Annotated in this window: 19 protein-coding genes and 1 riboswitch; of the genes, 12 read left to right on the top strand and 7 right to left on the bottom strand. The window is 36.2% G+C overall.

Features of this window, described 5'->3' with window-relative positions; all coding sequences use genetic code 11:
- Positions 1-752 precede the first annotated feature (752 nt).
- From KQI49_RS07455 to KQI49_RS07405, 11 genes are all read left to right on the top strand, one after another.
- Entirely contained in the window at positions 753-1367 is a 615-nt protein-coding gene (locus KQI49_RS07455) for a TetR/AcrR family transcriptional regulator (protein ID WP_216487864.1), read from the top strand.
- A gap of 101 nt (positions 1368-1468) precedes the next feature.
- Positions 1469-2611, top strand: a complete 1143-nt coding sequence (locus tag KQI49_RS07450; RefSeq protein ID WP_216487743.1) for an acyl-CoA dehydrogenase family protein — start codon at positions 1469-1471, stop codon at positions 2609-2611.
- A 25-nt stretch (positions 2612-2636) separates the two neighbouring features.
- Positions 2637-4271 (top strand): AMP-binding protein, encoded by a 1635-nt coding sequence (locus tag KQI49_RS07445; RefSeq protein ID WP_216487742.1) that lies wholly within the window; start codon positions 2637-2639, stop codon positions 4269-4271.
- A 10-nt stretch (positions 4272-4281) separates the two neighbouring features.
- Positions 4282-5637: an acetyl-CoA carboxylase biotin carboxylase subunit gene (locus KQI49_RS07440; protein WP_216487741.1), complete on the top strand. Its 1356-nt coding sequence runs from the start codon at positions 4282-4284 to the stop codon at positions 5635-5637.
- Positions 5638-5649: 12 nt separating this feature from the next.
- Positions 5650-5865, top strand: coding sequence for an acetyl-CoA carboxylase biotin carboxyl carrier protein subunit (locus KQI49_RS07435; RefSeq protein WP_216487740.1), 216 nt, complete (start codon positions 5650-5652; stop codon positions 5863-5865).
- 49 nt (positions 5866-5914) lie between these two features.
- Complete coding sequence (locus KQI49_RS07430) at positions 5915-6697, top strand: enoyl-CoA hydratase-related protein (RefSeq protein WP_216487739.1); 783 nt, start codon at positions 5915-5917, stop codon at positions 6695-6697.
- 16 nt (positions 6698-6713) lie between these two features.
- Positions 6714-8243: an acyl-CoA carboxylase subunit beta gene (locus tag KQI49_RS07425; RefSeq protein WP_216487738.1), complete on the top strand. Its 1530-nt coding sequence runs from the start codon at positions 6714-6716 to the stop codon at positions 8241-8243.
- Positions 8244-8430: 187 nt separating this feature from the next.
- Positions 8431-12045 (top strand): dynamin family protein, encoded by a 3615-nt coding sequence (locus KQI49_RS07420; protein WP_216487737.1) that lies wholly within the window; start codon positions 8431-8433, stop codon positions 12043-12045.
- 19 nt (positions 12046-12064) lie between these two features.
- Positions 12065-12934: a 5'-3' exonuclease gene (locus KQI49_RS07415; RefSeq protein WP_216487736.1), complete on the top strand. Its 870-nt coding sequence runs from the start codon at positions 12065-12067 to the stop codon at positions 12932-12934.
- Positions 12935-12960: 26 nt separating this feature from the next.
- Complete coding sequence (locus tag KQI49_RS07410; RefSeq protein ID WP_216487735.1) at positions 12961-13221, top strand: metal-sensitive transcriptional regulator; 261 nt, start codon at positions 12961-12963, stop codon at positions 13219-13221.
- Positions 13222-13389: 168 nt separating this feature from the next.
- The gene (locus KQI49_RS07405) at positions 13390-13596 is read left to right on the top strand and encodes a DUF1657 domain-containing protein (RefSeq protein ID WP_216487734.1); all 207 of its coding nucleotides are present in this window, start codon (positions 13390-13392) and stop codon (positions 13594-13596) included.
- A 60-nt stretch (positions 13597-13656) separates the two neighbouring features.
- On the opposite strand, the gene mgtE is transcribed toward KQI49_RS07405, so the two are convergent.
- A complete protein-coding gene (mgtE, locus tag KQI49_RS07400; protein WP_216487863.1) occupies positions 13657-15018 on the bottom strand; it encodes a magnesium transporter in 1362 nt (453 codons plus the stop codon).
- A 207-nt stretch (positions 15019-15225) separates the two neighbouring features.
- Positions 15226-15390, bottom strand: a riboswitch (M-box (ykoK) riboswitch).
- 159 nt (positions 15391-15549) lie between these two features.
- On the opposite strand from mgtE, the gene KQI49_RS07395 reads away from it, so the two are divergent.
- Positions 15550-15738 (top strand): hypothetical protein, encoded by a 189-nt coding sequence (locus KQI49_RS07395; protein WP_216487733.1) that lies wholly within the window; start codon positions 15550-15552, stop codon positions 15736-15738.
- A 340-nt stretch (positions 15739-16078) separates the two neighbouring features.
- Here the strand turns inward: KQI49_RS07395 and KQI49_RS07390 are convergent, their stop codons facing one another.
- The 6 genes from KQI49_RS07390 to KQI49_RS07365 form a co-directional block, all read right to left on the bottom strand.
- A complete protein-coding gene (locus KQI49_RS07390) occupies positions 16079-17611 on the bottom strand; it encodes an FAD-dependent oxidoreductase (RefSeq protein WP_216487732.1) in 1533 nt (510 codons plus the stop codon).
- A 167-nt stretch (positions 17612-17778) separates the two neighbouring features.
- Positions 17779-18201 (bottom strand): hemerythrin domain-containing protein, encoded by a 423-nt coding sequence (locus tag KQI49_RS07385; protein ID WP_216487731.1) that lies wholly within the window; start codon positions 18199-18201, stop codon positions 17779-17781.
- A gap of 81 nt (positions 18202-18282) precedes the next feature.
- Complete coding sequence (gene narI / locus KQI49_RS07380) at positions 18283-19014, bottom strand: respiratory nitrate reductase subunit gamma (protein ID WP_216487730.1); 732 nt, start codon at positions 19012-19014, stop codon at positions 18283-18285.
- 73 nt (positions 19015-19087) lie between these two features.
- Positions 19088-19627 carry a nitrate reductase molybdenum cofactor assembly chaperone gene (gene narJ, locus KQI49_RS07375; protein WP_216487729.1) on the bottom strand — a complete coding sequence of 180 codons (540 nt, stop codon included), beginning with the start codon at positions 19625-19627 and terminating at the stop codon, positions 19088-19090.
- On the bottom strand, positions 19602-21149 hold the full coding sequence (narH, locus tag KQI49_RS07370) for a nitrate reductase subunit beta (RefSeq protein WP_216487728.1): 1548 nt from the start codon (positions 21147-21149) through the stop codon (positions 19602-19604). The genes narJ and narH overlap by 26 nt, the downstream gene beginning before the upstream one ends.
- Positions 21139-24819, bottom strand: coding sequence for a nitrate reductase subunit alpha (locus KQI49_RS07365; RefSeq protein WP_216487727.1), 3681 nt, complete (start codon positions 24817-24819; stop codon positions 21139-21141). The genes narH and KQI49_RS07365 overlap by 11 nt, the downstream gene beginning before the upstream one ends.
- Positions 24820-24915: the final 96 nt, after the last annotated feature.

Here is a 24915-nt window from a genome sequence, read left to right as displayed (position 1 = left end):
GATTCTATTATCTATGTTAGAGTAGCATTTAATTTACTTAATCCATAAACTGCGACACAATGAGAATTATATTGTCTGGTTTTTCGTAACAAATTAAGTGCGTAGCCATCGCCCCGGCAGAATACTTCGCTTTCCGCGGGCACGGCTTCAGCCTCCTTGCCCCGGCAAGGGGTATGCCGGCGTTGTCCGCAAAGGACGGTTTTAGTCGGCCTTCATTAGCTTTACCCTCTCTGCGGGGTCTTCAGACTCGTTGGACTGTACTATCGTTCGCCCCATCGAAAACCATTTGCTCTTCTCGCAGGAGTCTTCGTATTCTGCCACGCTAACATAGACTCTACGATTAATGATTAAGCATTCTTGGGAAAATTATTACGGACGTTATCACACTATGGAAGAGAGTTTCTATGAGGCTCCTGGAACTGCAGCTAGCTTCGTCCCACCGAAACCCTTTTTGGGAGCTACTGTTTTCGGTGGGACGAGCATTTAGCGCAGTCCCAGAGGCCTAGATGATGCCCCGGAGTGCGGTATGTAGTACGTAGAGGCTCATCAGCCGCCCACGGAAAGCATAGCGTTTTTTTCGTAGCGTTTTATCTTATCGCTTACTTTAACAGAGCGGGAAGAAAGTCTTCGTTCAAACTATGTCGCAGTTTATATCAACCACGTTAGGTCTTATTTTTTGAGTTAGAATCTAATTTTGCACTTTATTTATTCTGAAAAATATGATAAAGTTATATAAAAGTTTCTGAGGAGGGATTGGAACGGGGTTACGGGAGAAGATTATTGATACTGCCTTGCATTTATTTGAAGAACACGGTTTCCATGGAGTCACTGTTAATGAAATTGTAAAAAGTGTCGGTACTTCAAAAGGCGGGTTCTATCACCACTTTTCATCTAAAGAAGAACTATTATTTGTCATCCATGATACTTTTATTTCATATGTTTTAGAAAAGGCTACAGTAGCTAACGATACTTATAAAGCCCCAGCTAAGAGACTACAAGCCATTCTTAAAAGTTTTGTGAAAGTATTTGATTTGTATAAACCACACATAACAGTATTTTATCAGGAATACATTTATTTGAACGAACACTATGAATCTTTAATAAAATGTAAGCGTAATCAATTCAAGGGTATCATCATTGAAGTAGTCCGGGAAGGGAAGAAAGAAGGAGAGTTTAGAGAGGACCTGGCAGTGGAGATTACAGCAATGGCTATCTTAGGCATGGTGAACTGGACTTATAAGTGGTATAAACGTTCTGGTAATAAATCAATCGGGGAAATTGCAGATATTTATATTGATTTAATTCTACATGCAGTACTTGAAGAATCAATCTTAAGCAAAGAGAATTTCTATCAGTTGCTAATTTAGGGAGAAACTTGGATAATTTGCTATCCATTATTTTTTAAACAAATACAGACCAACCAGTCGGTCTTTTGGGAGAATTAGAAATATATAGGGGGGCTAAATTTATGGATTTTAATTTAACAAAAGAACAAACAATGATTCGTAAAATGGTTCGAGACTTTGCTGAAGAAGTAATTAAACCAAGAGCAATTGAGATTGATAAACAAGCTAAGTTTCCAAAAGATATATTTGACGAAATGGGGAAACTCGGTCTTATGGGAATACCTTTTCCGGAAAAGTATGGTGGTTCTGGAGGCGATACAGTTTCTTATGCGATTGCGGTAGAAGAAATTGGTCGAGTGTGTGGAAGTACAGGTTTAAGTTATGCAGCTGCTGTATCACTTGGCGCTAGTCCAATATTTTATTTCGGTACCAAAGAACAAAAACAAAAATTCCTCACGCAAAAGGCCGAGGGTAAAACTTTAGGTGCTTTTGGATTAACAGAGCCAAATGCTGGTTCAGATGCTGGTGGGACAAAAACAACTGCGGTACTTAAGGATGATAAATATGTAATAAATGGTGAAAAATGCTTTATTACAAATGCTAGTTTTGCAGATACAATCATTGTTACGGCTGTTACAGGCAAAAATGAAAAAGGTAAGAATATCATATCGGCATTAATCGTTCCGGCTGATGCTGAAGGTTTAACCATAACGAATAATTACGATAAAATGGGCGTACGAGGTTCTGATACCGCTGAAATTGTGTTAGACAATGTTAAGGTACCCAAAGAAAATTTACTTGGTGATCCGCAAAAAGGATTTAAACAATTCTTGTACACACTTGACGGTGGAAGGATTTCCATCGCAGCATTAGGGCTGGGTATTGCTCAAGCTTCTTTAGATAAAGCATTATCCTATGCAAAAGAACGTACGCAATTTGGTCAGTCCATTTCTAAGTTTCAGGCCATACAATTCAAGCTTGCTGACATGGCAATGGAAGTGGAATTGGCTCGAAATATGATTTATAAAGCAGCTTGGCTAAAGGATCAAGAAAAACCTTTTACAAAGGAAGCAGCGTATGCAAAACTATTTGCTACTGAAACAGCATTTAAAAATGCTAATGAAGCAATTCAAATTCATGGTGGCTACGGTTATATGCGCGATTACGAGGTGGAAAGATATTTACGAGATGCGAAGCTACTAGAAATCGGAGAAGGCACATCAGAAGTGCAACGCCTAGTAATATCTCGCCAACTAGGATGTTAAAATAAAATTGGGAAAGGGGACTTTCATGAGTCTAATTAACTTTACTGTCGGTGAGTTACTTGAAAAACAAGTGAATTTATATCCCCATCATGAAGCAGTTATCTACCCAGAATTAAATTTGCGTAAAACTTATCTTGAGTTTGATGAAATGGTTGATGAAACAGCGAAGGGGTTAATGGCTTTAGGTATTGAAAAAGGTGAAAATGTCGCTATATGGTCGGACAATAAACCTGAATGGATCACATCGCAATTCGCTACTGGTAAAATGGGGGCAGTGCTCGTTACTGTGAATACGAACTATCAAGCGGCCGAACTAGAATATTTATTAAAACAGTCAGAATCCACAACGCTTATTATGGCCGAGTCTTATAAAGGTACTTCATATTTAGATGTTTTAAAACAAATTTGTCCAGATTTAAACTCATCAATAAAAGGAGAGTTATCCTCTGACACTTTGCCACATTTAAAAAATGTAATCCTGATAAGTGATGAGAAAAAGCCTGGTTGTTATACTTGGACTGAAGTTATTGAACTAGGTAAAAACGTGACAGATGACATGTTAGCTAAAAGAAAGCAAGAACTTGATATTCATGATGTCATCAACATGCAATACACCTCTGGAACAACCGGGTTTCCGAAAGGTGTTATGCTAACTCATTATAATATCGTTAATAATGGAAAACAAATTGCTGAATGCATGAGTTTTTCCCATAGTGATCGCTTATGTATCCCCGTTCCTTTTTTTCATTGTTTTGGTTGTGTCCTTGGTATTTTGGCTGCTGTATCAAAAGGGGCAACCATGGTTATTTTAGAACAATTTGATGCTACGAAAGTATTACAGGCTGTTTCAAATGAAAAGTGTACAGCATTACACGGCGTTCCAACAATGTTTATTGCCGAGCTAAACCATCCTGACTTTGAAAAGTTTGATCTATCACATCTGCGTACAGGGATCATGGCAGGTTCCACATGCCCAGTTGAAGTCATGCGAGATGTTATGAATAAAATGGGGGCAAAAGAAATTACGATTACTTACGGCCAAACGGAATCATCGCCTGCTATAACGCAAACAAGAACTGATGACCCGTTAGAACTCAAAGTGAGGACAGTTGGAAAGCCTCACCCTAACGTTGAAGTCAAAATTACCATTCCAGGCACAAAAGAAGAACAAATCACCGGTGAGCCGGGAGAATTATGTACACGTGGTTATCATGTGATGAAGGGTTATTATAACAACCATGAAGCTACCGAAGAAGTTATAGATAAGGATGGCTGGTTACATACTGGCGATTTGGCAATCATGCACGACAACGGCTATATAGAAATTACTGGAAGAATAAATGATATGATCATACGTGGTGGCGAAAACATATATCCAAGAGAAATAGAGGAATTTCTCTATCAACATCCAGATATTTTGGATGTTCAAATAGTAGGGATTCCAGACGAACGTTTAGGTGAAGAGATAATGGCCTGGATTATTCTAAAAGAAGGTAAGGAAGCAACACCTGAATCCATTATTGAGTTTTGCAAGGGGGAAATTTCCCATTTTAAGATACCAAAATATATTGAGTTTATCGAAGAGTATCCGATGACAGCGAGTGGAAAAATACAAAAATACAAATTAAAAGAAAAAGCTGTAGAAAAACTTGAATTGTAGGAGGGATGCTATGATTAAAAAAGTATTAATAGCTAACCGAGGAGAAATCGCTTCTCGTGTCATAAGAACTTGTAAAAAATTAGGCATTAAAACAGTTGCTGTTTATTCTGAAGCCGATCAACACGCTCCATATGTTAAAATAGCAGATGAAAGTTATCTTTTGGGGCCACCACGGGTAAATGAAAGTTATTTAAAAGGTGATAAAATTATCTCAATTGCTAAAGCGGCAAAAGTAGATGCTATTCATCCAGGATATGGGTTTCTCAGTGAAGATTATGAGTTTGTTCGAGCCTGTGAAGCTGCTGGATTAATTTTCATTGGGCCGAGTAGTGAGATAATGAAACAAATGGCAAGTAAAATAGAAGCACGAAAAACAATGGAGCAAGCAGGTGTCCCAATTATTCCAGGAACAAAGGAAGCCGTAATTAGTTCAGATGAAGCGATAGAAGTTGCTCAGAAGATTGGCTATCCTCTCATGTTAAAAGCCTCTGCAGGGGGCGGGGGTATCGGAATGCAAATAGTTCATTCAGATAAAGAATTAGAACAGGCATTTTCGAGTAATACAAAAAGAGCAGAGGCCTTCTTTGGAGACGGCTCGATGTTTTTAGAGAAAAAACTAACGAATGCGAGACATATCGAAGTGCAGGTATTAGCAGATGAGCATGGTAATGTCGTTCATTTATTTGAGCGCGAATGTTCTATTCAAAGAAGGAATCAAAAGGTTATTGAGGAAGCGCCTTCATCATTTATCTCAAGTGATGTACGACGTAGTATGGGAGAATCAGCCGTTAAAGCAGCTAAAACACTTGGTTATACGAGTGCCGGCACTGTTGAATTTTTAGTTGACCAACACGGAAAGCACTATTTTTTAGAGATGAACACCCGTATACAAGTTGAACATCCAATTACTGAAGAAATTACCGGCGTGGATATCGTAGAAGAGCAAATTAATATTGCCAATAATCTACAACTCGCATTTACTCAAGCCGACCTGCGGATGGAAGGGCATGCAATTGAAGCAAGAATTTATGCGGAGGATCCGAAAACCTTTTTCCCTTCCCCCGGCCATATTACAACATTTGATCTGCCGGAAGCCGGGTATATTAGGCATGAAACAACAGTAACAAGTAATTATCAAGTGACTCCTTTTTATGATCCTATGATTAGTAAATTAATTGTAAAAGGGGCAAACAGAAAAGAAGCAATAAGTAGATTAAGTGATGCATTATCAAAGTGCAAAATAGAAGGAATTAAAACAAACATTCCTATGGTAATTGATATTGTAAATAATCAAGAATTTAAAAATGGAAACACAACAACAGCGTTTGTAGATGAACATTATTTACCAATGCTCGCTAAAAACTAAGGAGGAATAATCATGAAAGAAGTAAAAGCAAATATGGCAGGTAACGTATGGAAAATAACAGTAAGTGAAGGGGACAAAGTAGACGAAGACCAAGATGTGGTTATTTTAGAATCAATGAAGATGGAAATCCCTATTGCTAGTGAGTATGAGGGATCTGTGAAAGAATTAAAAGTTGCAGAGGGCGACTTTGTCAATGAAGGAGATCCACTTCTTGTTATCGATGAGTAATCCATTACTTTTAATACTTGGAAATCTTGAGTAGAAGAGGGGACTATACATGGCAACGCTTATGAAGTTTGAAAAAGTTGAAAAACATATCGCCTTAATAACTTTAAACCGACCAAAGGCTGCAAATTCTCTTTCAAAAGCCCTACTCCAAGAATTAGACAATATAATTGATCAAGTGAATCAAGATAAATCTATTTATTGTACCATTATTACAGGGGCAGGGGATAAAGTTTTCTCAGCAGGAGCAGATTTAAAAGAAAGAAAAGGAATGAACGATGAAGAAGTCATTTCAGCTGTTCGGTATATTGGTCAAACAATTGATCGTATCGAAAAGATGGATATGCCAGTCATTGCCATGATTAATGGAGCTGCCTATGGTGGAGGACTGGAACTAGCGCTTGCATGTGACTTTAGACTTTCTGCCAACGATGTCAAGCTGGCATTAACAGAAGCATCTCTTGCAATTATTCCCGGAGCCGGAGGAACCCAAAGACTCCCCCGTATAATTGGAGAAAGTCAGGCGAAACGTTTAATATTTACTGCGCAACCAATCGATGCAAGTGAAGCGCTAAATATTGGTATTGTAGAGCAAATTACTGATAAGGATGCTTTGTATGATGTTTCTATAAATCTGGCAAAAGAAATTACTCAAAATGGCCCAATTGCTTTAAAGCAAGCGAAAAGAGCCATTAATCAAGGGCTTCAAACTGATATTACAAATGCTCTTGAAATAGAACATGCTTGCTATAAGGAGACTATTCCAACAAAAGATAGAATTGAAGGTTTAACTGCTTTTAAAGAAAAGCGAAAGCCAATCTATCATGGTGAATAAGACTAGGAGGATATGAATGTCTTACATTGAAGAACTAAATAAACGAATAGAACGTATCGAAGAGGGTGGAAAAGAAAAATATCACGAACGTAATGAAGAAAAGGGGAAGCTGTTTGTTCGAAAGAGATTAGAACTATTGTTTGATGATGGGTTAAACGTTGAAGATTCATTTTTCGCCAATTGCATGGATGATAGCTTACCAGCAGATGGGGTTGTGACAGGGATTGGTAAAATCAACGGTCAAGATGTATGTGTCATGGCAAACGACTCCACTGTGAAGGCAGGTTCATGGGGAAAACGAACTGTCGAAAAAATTATTAGAATACAAGAAACAGCTTTAAAACTCGAAATTCCAATGCTTTATTTAGTAGATTCCGCTGGTGCGAGAATTACCGACCAAATTGAAATGTTCCCAGGTCGTCGAGGGGCAGGACGTATTTTTCATAATCAAATAAAGCTATCAGGACGTGTACCACAAGTTTGTCTTTTATTTGGCCCATCTGCAGCGGGAGGCGCATACATACCAGCTTTTTGTGATATCGTTGTTATGGTCGATGGGAATGCCTCAATGTATTTAGGTTCTCCAAGAATGGCTGAAGCGGTTATTGGTGAAAAGGTGACCTTAGAAGAAATGGGTGGCGCCAATATGCATTGTTCTGTGTCAGGATGTGGAGACGTATTGGTTCAATCTGAAGAGGAAGCACTCGAATATGCACGGGCATACTTGTCATACTTCCCACCTAATTTCAGAGAGAAACCTAAATTGTTAGAATCTAGGGAAGTTAAATACTTAGAAAAGGGCATAGCTGATATCATACCTAAAAATCAGAACGCTGCATTTAATATGCACGACCTCATAAACCGTATTATTGACGAAGATAGCTTTTGTGAAATTAAGAAAAAATTCGCACCAGAGCTTATCACGGGCTTAGCAAGAATAAATGGTAAATCTGTTGGAATTATTGCCAATCAACCGAGAATGAAAGGGGGAGTTCTATTCCCTGACTCAGCTGATAAGGCAGCTAAATTTATTCAACTATGTGATGCTTTCAATATCTCACTTCTATTTTTGGCTGATATACCAGGTTTTATGATTGGAACTCATGTTGAACGGGCTGGAATTATCCGTCACGGAGCAAAAATGCTTGCTGCTATGAGTGAAGCGACGGTACCAAAAATTTCAGTTATCGTTCGAAAAGCGTATGGAGCTGGTTTGTATGCCATGGCTGGGCCTGCGTTTGAACCAGATTGCTGTTTAGCATTACCTACAGCACAAATAGCAGTTATGGGACCAGAAGCAGCAGTTAACGCGGTTTATGCGAATAAAATTGCCGAGCTCCCAAAGGAAGAGCAAGCAAAGTTTGTTGAAGAAAAGCAGGCTGAGTATAAAGATGATATTGATGTCTATCGCCTAGCTTCAGAAATGATTATCGATGATGTTATTGATCCTAATAAATTGAGAGATGAGTTAGCTAAACGTTTTGAAGTATACGAAGCAAAACAGGTAACTTTTACAGAGAGAAAACACGGTGTTTATCCAGTTTAATTTTTAATTACAGATCTTAGCGTAACATTAAGCTAGGATCTTTTTAATGATTACATATTTACTTGTTAACTATAAATATATTATGTAAACTTAAACCTAATTAAATTTAGAAAGCTAGAAATTAACACTCACATTAAGTATAATTAATATCGTAATCATGAAACGTGGAGAAAGGATTGTACAACTATTGTCAATATTTAGCTTGGAAAAGTCAGAACTGACGCTTACACATATTGCAGCACTTTATGAATTCATGAGCGATAATCAAGATGAAAATAATGCCGGTAAAATATTGGAGTTATATGAAAAGAAAATGAAGGACGAAAAAGTAATCGGTTTTGCAGGACATTTTTCAGCAGGGAAGTCCTCGATGATTAATGCTCTGATGGGTGAGGAGATTTTACCGAAGAGTCCTATCCCCACAAGTGCTAATATTGTTAAGTTAACATCAGGTGAAGGCGTCGCCCGAATTTTTTTTCATCAAGATGACCCAATAGAATATAACGAGCCATATGATTTTGGAATTATAAAAAATTATTGTAAAGATAAGGATGCAATCAGTAAAATTGAATTAAGTACGTCTAAAAACGTCATACCCAGAAATAGCGTCATTTTTGACACACCTGGGATTGATGCTGCCGATGACACGGATCGACTTATAACTGAGTCATCGCTTCACTTAATCGATTACTTGTTTTATGTCGTCGATTATAATCATGTTCAATCAGAAGTTAATCTTCAATTTTTACAATCAATTCAGAAGATGAATATCCCGTATTATCTAATAATCAATCAAGTTGATAAGCATAATGAACAGGAAATTCCATTTTCAGTATTCAAAAATAACATTAAACAAACGTTTGATCAATGGCAAGTTAAGCCAATAGATATTTATTTCACTTCTTTATTGGACTACTCGGCAAAGTATAATCAATTTGCAGAACTCAAAAATATAGTTTTCACATTATTGAATAGTAATACAGAAAGTGTCTCCCGTATCGAAAATAGTGTAAAACAATTAGTTGAAAGCCATGAAATATTTTTAAATGATTCATTTGAAGAAAGTGTCAACCAATTGAATTTAGGAGAACAAGAACCTGATCAAAATCGTTTGGATAGGTTAAATGATGAGATTGAGAAGATCAATAATAAACCTAATAATATTGAGTCTCACTTTAGAATGACACTTAATCAAACATTTAAAAATGCTTATTTAATGCCCGCGAACTTACGCGAAAAAGCAAGATTGTTTTTGGAGTCACAACAAAAAGATTTTAAAGTAGGTTGGTTCGGTTCAAAAAAGAAAACAGAAATTGAAAAAGAACGTCGTATCGAGGTATTTTTTAATAGTTTGCAAGAGAGTATAGAAGCACATCTTCATTGGAAAGTGCGTGATAAACTCCAGCAACTTGTAAAAGAATATCATCTTGAAACGTCTATTTTAATGCATGAAATTCAAAATATAAAAATCATCTATACGATTAATGATTTACAAAACTTAACAAAGTCCGGTGCTACGGTAAACGGTGATTATGTTCTAAATTATACGAATGATGTAAGTGCAAATATCATTCAAAAATATAAGCGAAAATTAAATTCAATATTTCAATTGATTTATGATTTAACCGAGAAAAAATGGGCGGAAACTTTAACTCACTATAAAGAAGAGCAAAAAGACCTTGAAAAAGCGGTTGAAGATTCCAAAGTTGTTGCAGATCTTGAGAGAGACTTGAAATCTAAATTAACTGAGCTAAATAATCAGTTACTTAACCCTAAAATAACTGAAAGTGTTCTTGAGGAACTAGAACGAAAAATCAACGAAAAATATGATTCAATTTCAAAGGCTGATACATTAAATCATTTAACTACAGACTCAAATGTAATAAAATCTAAGAATATTGACACGAGTCGTCTAAATAACAACAAACAATCAGCGGAGTCAACTATTCAATCAATCGATGAAACAATGACTATTATTAATAATTTGCCAGGATTTGAATCAGTTATATCCGAGTTAAAAAATAGTCGAGAACGATTAAATAATCGTGAATTTACCATTGCACTTTTTGGAGCGTTTAGTGCGGGTAAATCATCTTTCGCTAATGCTTTATTAGGATCCCGATTATTACCGACATCACCAAATCCAACAACAGCAGTAATTAACAAAATAACGGCACCCACTCAAACTGACGTGCATGGAACCGTTAAAATCAAATTAAAGAATGAATCAACTCTGATAAACGATATTAAACCCATTGTTAAATCCGTATCGAAGAAAAGTCAAGAACTTACTGAGTTTACAAGTATGATTGAGTGGATTAAAAATAATAACGGTAATATTAAAAAACATATTTCTAAAATACATCAATCGTTTTTACAAGCATTATTATCCGGCTATGCTGATAATAAAAAGGTTATAGGTGAAAAAATTGAAATTGATCTAAAAAATTTTAGTGAATATGTCACTGACGAAACAAAAGCATGCTATATTGAAGAGGTTACAGTTTATTATGATTGCCCAATTACTAATAAAGGAATTACTTTAGTCGATACGCCAGGTGCTGATTCAATTAACGCTCGACATACAAACGTTTCTTTTGATTATATAAAATACGCAGATTCAATTTTGTATGTAACCTATTATAATCACGCATTATCTAGAGCTGATAAAGATTTCTTACTGCAATTAGGTCGAGTGAAAGAAGCATTTGAATTAGATAAAATGAACTTTATAATTAACGCTGCTGATTTAGCAACCGACCAAGATGAGCTAGACTTGGTTTCTAATTATGTTGAAGAACAGTTGCTTGAACTGGGGATTAGACAGTCTAAGATTTATACTTTATCAAGTAAGAAGGCATTGGAAGACTTATTAAACCAACGTAAAAATAACCAAATGGCAAAATTTAAGAATGATTTATTTAATTTTATAGAATTTGAGTTAACAGGTCTTATTATACAATCTGCTTTTCATGAGATGAATCGAGCGAAGCATATTCTTGCTAATTACATTGATACAGCAAGTCTAGATGTTAAACAGCAAGAACAATTGCGTATTGATTTATTAAAAGCACAAGAAGAGATGGAAGCTGCGATTCACGATTTGCCAAACGATTTGTATATCAATCGTCTTGAGCAGAAAATATCTAAGCAATTATATTATGTAGAAGATCGGTTATCTATTCGGTTTCATGATATGTTTAAAGAACATTTTAACCCGACTACTATTAATGAGACAGGGAGAAAGGCTAAATTACAATTAGAAAATAGTATGCAGAAGTTATTAGATTATACGGGATATGAATTACTACAGGAAATTCGAGCCGTTGCTCTTCGTATGGAAGCTTATATGCGTGATTTGTTCCAAGAAGCCGATAGTGGGCTTGAAACGGATACGAACAAAATCGATCCAAAATTTATTGCTTCAAGTGCAACTGAACCAGAATGGGAAACGCCTAATTTTGATATGGCGTTTAAAGAAATGAATGTAGATGTATTTGAAACTGACTTGGCGATTTTTAAAGGGACAAAATCCTTCTTTGTAAAAAATGAAAAGGACATAATGAAGGAAGCGATTTACCAAACGCTAGTACCTTATATAAAAGATTATATTGTTGATGCCGAAAGCAGTATGAATCAATCCTATTCAGCGCAATGGCAAAAAGGTATGGAAGATAGAAAAAATGGAATGAGAACCGAAGTGTCATCGTTTGTTGATAATAGTCTAGAAATAATGGGAACAGCCACAAATGTTAATGAATTGAAAAGAAAATATACAGAAATGAGCACGATTTTATTATAATGCAAAAGGAAGATAGTCAATGAAAAAGAAAGTATTATTAGTCGATGGAATGGCATTGTTGTTTAGAGGTTTTTATGCAACAGCTTATCGTGGAAATTTTATGAAAACAAGCAAGGGAGTTCCCACGAACGGAGTTTATCAATTTTTACGTTATTTATTTGACGCTATAAATAAATTTGAACCAAATCAAATTGTATGCTGTTGGGATATGGGCAGTAAAACATTTAGAACTGAAATTTATGAAGGCTATAAGGCAAATCGATCTTCACCTCCTGAAGAACTCGTGCCACAATTTGATCTTGTTAAGCAAGTTACAGAGATTATGGATATACCGAATATTGGTCTTGTGAATTATGAAGCAGATGATTGTATTGGAACATTAGCACGTCGATATGCTGAAGAGAATCAAATCATTATTTTAACAGGTGACCATGATCTTTTACAGCTCGTCGATAAAAATATAGAAGTAGCCATTATGAAAAAAGGTCAAGGTAATTATGAAGTGTTTGATCACCTGAACTTTTATGACAAAAAGGGAATTAATCCTAATCAAATCGTTGACTTAAAAGGATTAATGGGTGATTCTGCTGATAATTATCCTGGGGTTAAAGGAATTGGTGAAAAAACTGCTTTAAAATTGCTTAAAGAGCATGAGTCAATTGATAATTTACTTGAACGTCTAGATGATTTACCAAAAGGAGTTCAAACAAAAATAAAAAACAATCTTGATATGCTCGAACTATCAAGAAACCTGGCAGAAATAAATTGTAACACACCGGTCACGCATGAGTTGAATCATAAAAAGTGGATACCAAATCATCACGTTATCCAAGAAAAACTTACACAGCTTGAGTTAAACCATATGACGCGTTTGATTAATTCTAATTAAATAAAAATTGAATAGGAGGAAATATCTTGGAATACCCACAAGCAATAAAAAATCGATTGAAAAGAATAGAAGGACAAGTTCGTGGCATTTTAAAGATGATGGAAGAAGGAAAAGAATGTAAGGACGTAGTTAGTCAATTATCAGCTTCACGAACAGCAATAGACCGAGCTACCGCACAAATTGTAGCACAGAATTTACAAAAGTGTGTGCAAGAACAGCAATCCATGGGTGAAGACTCATCTGAAGCCGTTGAAGAGGCTATTCAGCTATTAGTCCGAAGCAGATAAAATAATTAACATACCCCCTTACCGTACTCCTTGTACGAGTAGGGGGTATATTTTTCGTGAAATTTAACTAGAGGGGTATATACCTATACCCCCTAGAAAGTTATGTTGGTTTAATTACATAGAAAATTGTCTTCATGGTCATTATAAAACTGTAGGAGGTGATCTTTAATGACAGTTGGAACTCAATTACAACAAACAGTAGCAGATTGCCACAGTCTGTTGGGGAGCCTCAACAGCTTTGCTTTAGAAACGCAAGACCAGAACGCGAAGCAAATGTTTCAAAACTTAGCGCAGCAACAACAAACCATTTTAGATAATTTAAATGCACGATTACAATATGTACAATCAGAAGAGCCACAGTATAAGCAAAATTAATTATATCTCAAAAATAAAAAGATCATCTACTTAAGAGATGATCTTTTTATACTAATTAATTTATAGCAAATTAATTAAGTTAGTCGCGATAGTAAAATAAATAAGCAAACCAATAATGTCATTCAAAGTGGTAATAAAAGGACCTGATGCAATCGCTGGATCAAATTTCAACTTATCAATTATTAATGGAACTGTCGCTCCTACAACCGCAGACACACTTAAAGTACAAAGAATTGAAAAACCAACAATCAATCCTAAAGCTAGGTGCTGATAGAATAAAGCAACTAAAAGTGTTATAACAATCATACATATAAGTCCAATTAAAAATCCGGAACCTAGTTCTCGTCTGATCATTTTAAAGTAACTGTTTTTTTCAATTGTTCCTAGAGCAAGACCGCGAACAGATACGGCTAGGGATTGTGTCCCAACATTTCCAGCTGAATCCATGATCATTGGAATAAAAACGGCTAGTAATACTACGGACTCTAGTGTTTCTTCGAAGCGACCAATCACACTACCCGTAATGAGACCAAAAAACATAAGTGCAATAATCCATGGTGATCTCTTTTTCGCTGCGGCAAATGAACCTATATTAACGTCTGTTGCCCCTTTAGTAGCAGAAATCTCCCCAAAATCTTCAGTCGTTTCGTCTTCTAGAATATCCATAATGTCATCAACCGTTACAATACCTAATAGGTGATTGTCACTGGAAACAACTGGGGCGGCTAGAAAGTCATATTTTTTAATTAGCATCCCTACATCTTCTTGATCCATATTATCTGGAACGGAAACAACCCTAGTACTCATAACATCCTCAATAATTTCATTTGGTTTTGAAATAATCAAATCCCTTAAAGAAACCACACCAACTAAGTGACCTTCCTCATCTATAACATATAGATAATATACGATTTCTGCATCAGGGGCTTTATCTCTCAACATATCGAGCACATCGGATACTGTCTCAGCACTAGATATACTGATCAATTCCTTTGTCATAACAGCTCCGGCTGTTTCTTTCTCATACGATAAAAGATTCTTAATTTTATCTGCTTTAGGTTTATCTAAATTCTGCATAAGTGCATCAGAACGTTCCCGATCTAGTTTAGACAAAAAATTAACTATATCGTCGGTAAACATACTATTGAACATATCTGATGCGTAATCTTTATCCATTTCATCTACATAATCGATTTGCTTATTAAACTTCAACCCACCAAATATGTCAGCCATTTCTTTAGGGGACAAAAATGTATAAACCGTTTGACGATCTTCTGGGCTAAGAGTGATGAAAATATCGATTTGATCTGATGGATGAAGATCTAAAAAGGTGTCCCTGAAATCAATTAGCTCTTCTTCATGAAGGGCAGTTAAGATTACTTTACTGTATTGTTCTCTTGTCTTATCAGTGAGTTTTATCATTGTCACTCATTCCTCCTTAGTAAATTTTGAAGTTAAATTAACATGTTAGGAGGTACCTGTTTGTTCATTTATAAGCTAATAATTCACCTGTAAATATATACCTGTTATTAACAATAAAAAAACACCAACAATGCGTGAAGGTGTTTTGTATATTAGCAAGGATAAAATTATACGCTACGCTAAAATAAGCTAAAATAGCCTAAAACAAATGTCCTCCAATCGTAGAGCTTTAGCACTGTGAGGCATAGGATTAAACCAGCTACATTAAAAATTACCTTAAGTCGATAATTTCTGCTGACCCATTGGCGTCTTTGGACGTTTTTGGGCAGTAGCGTATCTCCACCACAGGAACCTTACCTAACGAGGGATATTTAATTCAGATATGATATTACATGAACTATTCCTATTAGTCAATGGGTAAGGATAAAATAGATTATTTGCCTATGCTAAATATTGTAATTTTCCATTTTAGGAAGATACAATGTACTTAATTAATGATTAATTTATTTTTTAGGTGGGACGGCTTTTAAAATGAATAGAAATCAAGTTAAGCAGGAAATCAAAAAGTGTTCAGTAGATGAATTAAAACAATGGAGAAATCATGCGGTGAAGTGTTTAAACTATTTCTTAAAATATCGTGATGAATTTGAATTAGAAGAATGTAACTTTGTCATTTCACATATTGATAACAGGCTAGATCAATTAAGTGAGACGGATTAAAGACAAAATTAAATGTTATCTAAGTTTATATGAAGCTTATGATAGGTCGATAGAAGGTAAGGCGGCTGTTGATGAAAGTCGCTTAATTTTAAAAGAGGTTGACCACTTCTTTACGGAATTAAAAGAATCGTTTCAACAAAACAATGAAAGGGAGTTGATTAATCGATCCTTACATAAATAATTATTTCCTTGTTTACATAATATATATTATCGGAAGTTAGTGCGAAAAAGATAAAATTAATCTCATATACCAAGTATACTTATGATAGTGAGATAAGATAAAAAATTACGTTACAACAACATAAATTATTGTAACGTAATCTCTTAATACTTTTTTAAATTAATCATTTAGTGATCTTTTTTCCAGTGGTTCTTTTGCTGGGCCTTCAATAACTTCTCCAGTGTATGAAAATCTCGATCCGTGACATGGACAATCCCATGTTCTTTCACCTGAGTTCCATGCAACTTCACACCGTAAATGTGTGCACGTTGTATCAACTAAATGAAGTTCAGCATTCTTATCTTTATAAACGCCCGTACGTTCACCATTGACTCTAGTTATGGTAGCTTCATCTATATCTAGATTATTTATATTTTCTTTTGTATCATCAAGTTTGCCTTTAATTAAAGATTTAGCCACATTAGTATTAAATTGTGCAAACTTTTTCACAGATGGATCCCCCTGAAATCTCGCTGGTGTGTAAAGATTTTTGTACGGGTTTTCTTTTTCTAAAATGGAATCTGCAAGAATTTGGGCTGCAATTGTTCCATTGGTCATTCCCCATTTCCTATAGCCAGTAGCAACTAATACTGAATCTTGGCCTTTGGTAACTGGCCCAATGTAAGGAAGTTTATCAAGGGTTGTCAAATCTTGTGCTGACCAGCGGTAAATAAAATCTTTAACTCCAAATTGTTTTTCAGCAAAGTTTTGAAGTGCAACGTAGTGATCGATTGTTGACTTACCTTGACCTGTTCTATGATTTTCTCCTGCGATTAACCATAAATTCTCATCATCAATAGGTGTGCTTCTTATAGAACGTGTTGGTGATTCTGCATTTATATACATACCACCAGGATATGACTTATCTGTCTTAATACCAATAATATAGGAACGCTCTGGTTTTAAGCGTGTCGGATAAAAGCCTTGCCCATCGTAAAAAGGATAATGCGATGCCTCGATGACATAACGGCATGTAACTCGATAACCATCGCGTGTAATAATCGTAGGATGTTTGTTATATTCAACGTCAATTGCTGCTGTATTTTCATAAAATTGAACGCCATTGCTGACACTTTCATCAACTAGTTGCTTTAAATACTTTAAAGGATGAAATTGACCTTGGTTTGGCATAACAAGTGCAGACTTTATTGGTATATCTAACGGGATATTCGTTTTCGTTTCATGAGGTATTTTAACTTTATCATATGCTTTTTGCTCATGTTCCAACTTCAATAAATAATCATCTGAATTGGTATAAAGAAAGGCATTTTCTTCTTTATAGTCGCATTTCAAATTATATTGGTCAATCGTTTGTTTGATGAATTTTTTCGCATCCATATTAGCTTGATAATATAATTGTGTTTTTTCTAAACCGAAATGAGATATAAATTCGTCATATATCAAGCCATGCTGGGCAGTCACTTTAGCTGTTGTATGCCCGGTAGTACCATTTAAGATAACATTAGAATCTAACAACGCTACATTAATATTTTCTTTAGCTAGTAAATAGGCAGTAGTTATGCCTGTAATTCCCCCACCGACAATCCCTACGTCAACCTTCAAAGAATCTTTCAATTTGGAAAATGAAGGTAAATCAATTAATTCTCGCCAAAAAGGTTCGGGGTTTTCAGGCATATTATTATGTTTAGTCATTTATACACCTCGCTCTCCGGGTTGATAAACATATTGTTCCCTTTATTTCGGAAAGTATAAACGATAGGTATCAGGATGTTTTAATACTTAGCTAATTCCATATCGAATGAGCAAAAAAGCTGTAAATCATTATGATTTACAGCTTCTGTTCCGCCACTTTTTATTCTTTAATCTTCCAACAATTTCTCTTCTTCGCTTCGACTATGTATTTCGTTAACAATTAAAATAGCGTTAAATTGATTGATCATTGTACGAGTGACTTCTTTTTTACTTTCTAACTGTTCTTTGATTTTACTTAAAATCACTCTCATTAAATCATGATCTCGAGTCAGCATATGTATATCTGTCGTTAGTTTCGGGTTTTCTTCTTGAATTTCTTGATACAGTCCTTCCTCTTCTGCATCCGCGTGGGCAATGATTCGTGATTCAATATATTCAATCAATGCCTCGGCTGCTTTTAAGCAATCTTCCATGCGATTATCTTGAAATAATTTTTCAGTAACGTCAGTAAGATCTCGAGCCTCTGCATGTGCTCCATCGTGTATTGACCGATGGGCAGCTAGTTTCCTTAAAGCTGGTCCTGTAGCCATCAATATTTTCCCCCAATAAATGAGTTTCTTATATCTTATCATAATTCCCCACAAACTAGAATGATTGTGGGGAATCTTTTCTTAATTTAATTCTTTTCTTTCTGGAGCTTGGCGTTTATTATAAGGTTTAGCATTCCGATAGACTACATACCTTCTATTCAAATATTTCAATGGGAGGCTAAATACATGAACAAGTCTAGTAAAAGGCCAAGCTGCAAACAACACGAAAGCTAAAAATATGTGGAGCTGAAAACCTATTGGAGCCTGAGCCATCGCAGCAACCATGCCTTGTGATGGTCGCAGTGTTAACAATTCCCTTGCCCATGGACCTATGACAACTCGGTAATCAAAAGTACCTCCTGATGCATTATAGCCCGCTGTGTTCGTAAACCCAACAAGCACTACTGCACCAAGAATAATTAATGATACATAATCACTCACTGAACTATTCTTAATAACTCTCTTTACAGACACACGGCGAAGAAAGAGAAAAAAACCACCAACCACTACTGCAAGTCCAGCTAAGCCCCCAAACCAAATAGCTCCGAAATGGTACATATCTTGTGTGATCCCAATCCAATCAAACCATGCTTTGGGAATTAATATTCCGGCAACATGGCCAAAAAACACAAAAATAATACCCCAATGAAAGACCGTACTTCCAAAACGTAATCGCTTTTGTTCTAAAAATTGGCTTGATTTGGCTGTCCAACCAAATTGGTCTGTATTATATCGATAAATATGACCAAGAACAAATATCGTCAATGATATATATGGAAAGACAATCCATAAGAAGATGTCAAGGCTTGACATGAAACCAACCCTTTCTAGTAGTATAAAAGTGATAAGATACAGATTACTCAAATGAAAACACATCTTACTTAGCTTAAGAAGAAATTTGTTCGTTCTTTAAAAAAGTATTTAAAGAAATTTCAATAACCGCCTTAAGTAAAAAATGATAAGGACTATCATTTTTGACGAGTTCTTGTTCCAAGTGTTTTAAAGAATTCAAATGGAGTCTTAGCAAACGAATTGCATATTTCTCATCAGCAATTGCTACAAATTCTAATATCATTGGTAAATAATCAGGTAACTCATCAGACTCAGCTTCTAAATCTGAGTCTGATAAGATTTGCCTTAGTTTCACTAAAGCTTCTCCTCTTTTTCTAGAGTCTTTAAACACATTATAAGTTAGGTTTAAAGTTGTTACTCCGTGAAAATCGAATGTGTAGACATAGTTTAAACATAATTGTTCAAATGGTGTTGTTTCCAAGTAGTGAATAAAAGAATTTAAATAACTATTTACTAAGCTGTTATGATAGGTTGATATTTCTTCTTTCACCGCAGTTAATTGCTCAATCCATTGTCTTTGTGGGTAAAGCATAAGTGTTGAGGTTAACTTAAAAACCTTTTGGTGTGCTTTCATCTAGCTCCCTCCAAAATCCACTTTCGTAATAGGAGAGCGGATCTGCTGCTTGGCCGCCATCCATACAACTTTTACATGCTTCCATAAATTCGAAGCCTGCAGAACCTTGTCTTGCGTGCATATCACCAGCATCTTCACGATGAGATTTAGGGATAACGTAACGATCCTCGTATTTAGCAATCGCAGAAAGTTGATACATTTCTTCCGCCATCTCTTCAGTCATGTCTGCTTCATCAAGGATTGACTTATCAAATTCTTTATCTAGCTCTTTATATCTCATATATGTTCTCATAGCTACTAATTTTTGTAACACCTTTTTGATAATTTCTGAGTCACCTGCAGTAAATAGACTTGCCAAATAATCAATAGGTATACGGAATTGATTAATGGTTGGGAAAATCACATTAGGATCTAACGTATTCACCTGTTCACCTAAAGCATTCATAAACGGACTTAATGGTGGCACGTACCATACCATGGGCATTGTGCGGTATTCAGGATGAAGTGGTAAAGCTATACGTTGTTCAACTGCCATTTTATAAACAGGTGATCTTTGTGCTGCTTCAAGCCAATCTTCAGGAATACCTTGTTTGATAGCTTCTTTTTGAATCTCTGGATCAAATGGATCTAAAAAAGTGCTCAACTGTGCTTCATACAAATCTTTTTCATCTTCTACTGAAGCTGCTTCCAGGACCTTATCGGCATCATATAAAACAATACCAATATATCGTAGACGACCAACACAAGTTTCCGAACAAATGGTTGGTTCTCCCGTTTCTATTCTCGGAAAACAAAATGTACACTTTTCTGCTTTGTGTGTTTTCCAATTGAAATAAACTTTTTTATAAGGGCATCCAGTCATACAAAAACGCCAACTTCTACATGTATCTTGGTCAACCAAAACAATACCATCTTCTTCTCTTTTATACATTGCACCTGAAGGGCAGGATGAGACACAAGACGGGTTTTGACAATGTTCACAAATACGCGGTAAATACATCATGAACGTTTCTTCAAACTCAAATTTAATCTCTTCATCTAAATTGCGCATATTAGGATCATTTTTCCCTGTTACATGAACACCTGCAAGATCATCTTCCCAGTTAGGTCCCCATGTGATATCCATGTATTCACCTGTCAGCTGTGAAACAGGACGTGCAACAGGTTGATGTTCTTTTTCTGGACTATTAATTAAATTATCATAGTCATAAGTCCAAGGTTCATAGTATTCATCGATTTGGACTAAATCTTTATTATAAAATATATTAAGTAGCTTACTGACTTTTCCTCCTGCTCTTAATTGGAGTTTACCATTTTTTACATGCCAGCCCCCTTTTCTGGCATCATTGTCTTCCCACTCTCTTGGGTAACCAACCCCTGGCTTAGTCTCAACATTATTCCAATACATATATTCTGTTCCAGGACGGTTCGTCCAAGTATTACTACAAGTAACACTACATGTATGGCATCCGATACATTTATCTAAGTTCATTACCATTCCAAACTGTGCTTTAATCTTCAAGCCAATCCACCTCGTCCCTTTCCATTTTTCGAATAATAACCTGTTCATCACGTTGGTTGCCGGTCGGTCCATAATAATTAAATCCATAGCTTAATTGAGCATAGCCGCCAATCATTTGCGTTGGTTTAATATGAATTCGCGTTGGACTGTTAAATGTACCTCCGCGTGTCTTGGTTATTTTTGAACCGGGAACATTTATCAAGCGGTCTTGAACGTGATACATATAAACTATCCCACTTGGAATTCTATGGCTAACCACTGCACGAGCAACCACAACACCATTTCTGTTATACATTTCAATCCAATCATTATCTTCAATGCCTACTGAAGCAGCATCATTGTTATTCAACCAAACATGGGGTCCACCTCTAAACAGTGTCAGCATTGGTAATGTATCACCATACGTTGAGTGATAAGACCATTTAAAGTGTGGTGTTAGATAGCGTAATGTAATTTCATTTTCAACTGCTTCTGGCTTCTTGTCATTATTATAAAATGTTAACTTTTGAAGTGGTGGTTTGAATGTCGGTAGTTCTTCGCCAAATTCAAGCATAACATCATGATCCAGATAAAAATGTTGCCTGCCTGTCAAGGTTCGAAATGGAACCAACCTTTCGATATTCGTCGTAAACGAAGAATACCTTCTATCATCTTCATTCGTTCCACTAAATACAGGAGTTGAAAGGACACGTCTTGGTTGATTTGAAATATCATTAAAAGTAATTTTCTCTTCTGCACGCCCGCTGATTAAATCAGTTAACTCTTGGCCTGTGTTCTCTTCTTGAGCTTTCCAAGCTTTGACAGCCATGTCACCGTTCGTTGCACTTGAGAGCGTAAGAATTCCTTCGGCAACTTTCCTATCAGATTCAAGGCTTGGCAAATGTTTATAATGCTGTAACCGTTTATTTGTACCAAGTGTTTTTCTTAACCTATCATGCTCTTCTTCAGCTTGCCAACTAACTCCGTGTGCACCAATTTGATTACGCACATTTTCACCTAAAGTAATAAATTTCTCGTATACTTTGGAGTAATCTCGTTCCACGACTTGGATTCTTGGGAAATTCACCCCTGGCGTTGGTTCGATAGAATCATCGTATTTCCAATCAGGTACTTTCCCGTATGCTTGTGCAATTTCGTCTTTGGAGTCATGCTGCAAAGCAGTAGCAACAACATCTTGTACAGGTTCTGAAAAGTAATGCTCAGACATCTCAGAGAATTTTTTAGCAAGTAATTTAAATGCATCCCAATCTGATCTTGACTCCCACGGAGGAGTGATAGCTGGATTGAATGGATGAACAAAAGGATGCATATCTGTACTTGACAAGTCGTGTTTCTCATACCATGTAGCAGCTGGAAGGACAATATCCGAGTATAAACCTGTTCCACTCATTCTAAAATCATAATTTATGAGTAAATCAAGTTTCCCCTCTGGAACATCTTCAATCCACTTTATTTCGTTTGTTTGCTTTTCTTCTTCTTGCTCACTTAACGTTCCTTCATGTGTTCCTAGTAAATGCTTCAGAAAATATTCATGGCCTTTTGCAGAACTACCGATAAGATTAGCTCGCCAGACGAACAAAAGTTTAGGAAAATTAATTGGGTTACTTGGGTCATCACTTGCAAACTCCAACTCTCCAGATTTAATTTGCTCCACAACCATTTTTGATACTTCCTCGTTTGATTTTCCGTTCGCCATATTAATCGAGTTTTTATTAAACTGCGGATAAGATGGAAGCCAACCAAGTCGAGTCGCAAGAGAGTTATAATCTCCTAGATGTTTGTAGCGAGCTTCTTTTGTTAAAGGAGAGGTAAGCTGATCGACTTTTTGATCTTCATAGCGCCATTGTTCAGTTGCAAAATAGAAAAATGACGTACCCGCATGAAGGCGAGGTGGACCTCCCCAGTCACGAGCCATTGCTATAGATTGCCATCCTTCCAGCGGACGAACTTTTTCTTGTCCTACATAATGTGCCCAGCCGCCTCCATTAACACCTTCACATCCGGTCAGCATAACTAGATTCAATATTGTCCGGTATATTATGTCTGAGTGATACCAATGATTGATGCCTGATCCCATAATAATCATGGATCGACCATTGGAATCAATTGCATTTTGAGCAAATTCTCTAGCAATTTGAGCAACATCTCCGCCAGGTACTCCTGTTAATTTTTCTTGCCAAGCAGGAGTGTATATACTGTTTTCATCAGTATAGTCTAGTTCTTTTTCACCAAGTTGTTCTCTTGTTACCCCATTATTAGCTAAAAGAAGGTCGAACACAGTCGTAACATATTGTTCGTTCCCGTCTATTTCTATTTTTTTCACAGGCACTTTTCGGGAAAATGTATCTTTTGTATTAACCATAAACTGAGGAAAGCTAACCTCAACTACCTCATCTGCATTATCAACAAAACTAAGTAAAGGATCGATATCCCCAAGTTGATTATCTGTATCCTTCAAATGTAAATTCCAATTTTTATTATCTTCCCAGCGGTGTCCAACCGTACCATTTGGCGTCGCAAATTTATTTGTTTTTCGATCAAACATAACTGTTTTCCATTCAGCATTCGAGATTTCCATGTCAAGATTTTCCGCACGAAGAAATTTGCCACTACGAAGTGTATCTCCTTCTTTGGATAAAGTAATTAAAAATGGAAGATCAGTATATTTCTTAACGTACTCTTTAAAATAAGGAGTTTCTTGCTGAACGTAATATTCATTTAAAACAACTTGTGTCATTGTCATACCAAGAGCTGCATCCATACCTGCTTCAACTGGCAGCCAAGTATCTGCAAATTTAACGTATTCAGCGTAATCTGGCGCAACGGCTACTACTTTAGTTCCTTTATATCTCGATTCAATCATAAAGTGGGAATCTGGAGTTCTTGTTTGTGGTAAATTAGATCCCCAAACTAATAAATAACTAGAATTATACCAGTCCGAGCTTTCAGGAACATCAGTTTGTTCTCCCCATACTTGAGGAGAAGCTGGAGGTAAATCTGCATACCAATCGTAAAAACTAAGCAGAGAACCACCTATTAAATTTAAAAAACGTGAACCCCCCGCATAACTAACCATTGACATAGCGGGAATTGGAGAAAATCCAAAAATTCGATCAGGACCCTCTTTTTTTATTGTATGGATCAAAGAGGCTGAGATTAACGTGTTAATTTCCTCCCACGTTGTGCGAACAAAGCCACCTTTTCCTCGTGCAGATTTATACTTGTCTGCTTTTTCTGGATCTTCTATTAAGTTCTGCCAAGCCTTAACTGGATCTTTCTCTTCGTTAAGAGCCTCAGACCACAAAGACAATAATGAAGAGCGAATATATGGATACCTAACACGATGTGGACTATATGTGTACCAGGAGAAAGAAGCTCCCCTTGGACAACCCCGCGGTTCATATTCCGGCATGCCAGGCCCTGTTGAAGGATAATCTGTTTGCTGGGTTTCCCATGCAATAATTCCATCCTTAACATGTACCTTCCAACTACAAGACCCTGTGCAGTTTACCCCATGTGTTGTACGAACCACTCTATCATGCTGCCATCTGTTACGATAAATTTGTTCAGAATGTCTGTCTAATGGTGATCGTTCATATTGATCATTTAACTTCTCTGACTTACCAAAATACGATAATCTTTTCCAAAAAGGTGTAGAAGATTTTACCATGACGCCACCTCCGAAATCTTTTTTTACTTTATTAATGTCCAAATAATTTGTTTCTTTTTACCATATCATGTCTAAATATATACACCAAGTAATATT

The organism is Virgibacillus sp. MSJ-26 (genome assembly GCF_018918075.1).
GTDB lineage: Bacteria > Bacillota > Bacilli > Bacillales > Amphibacillaceae > MSJ-26.
This window is presented reverse-complemented; position numbering and strand designations above follow the sequence as displayed.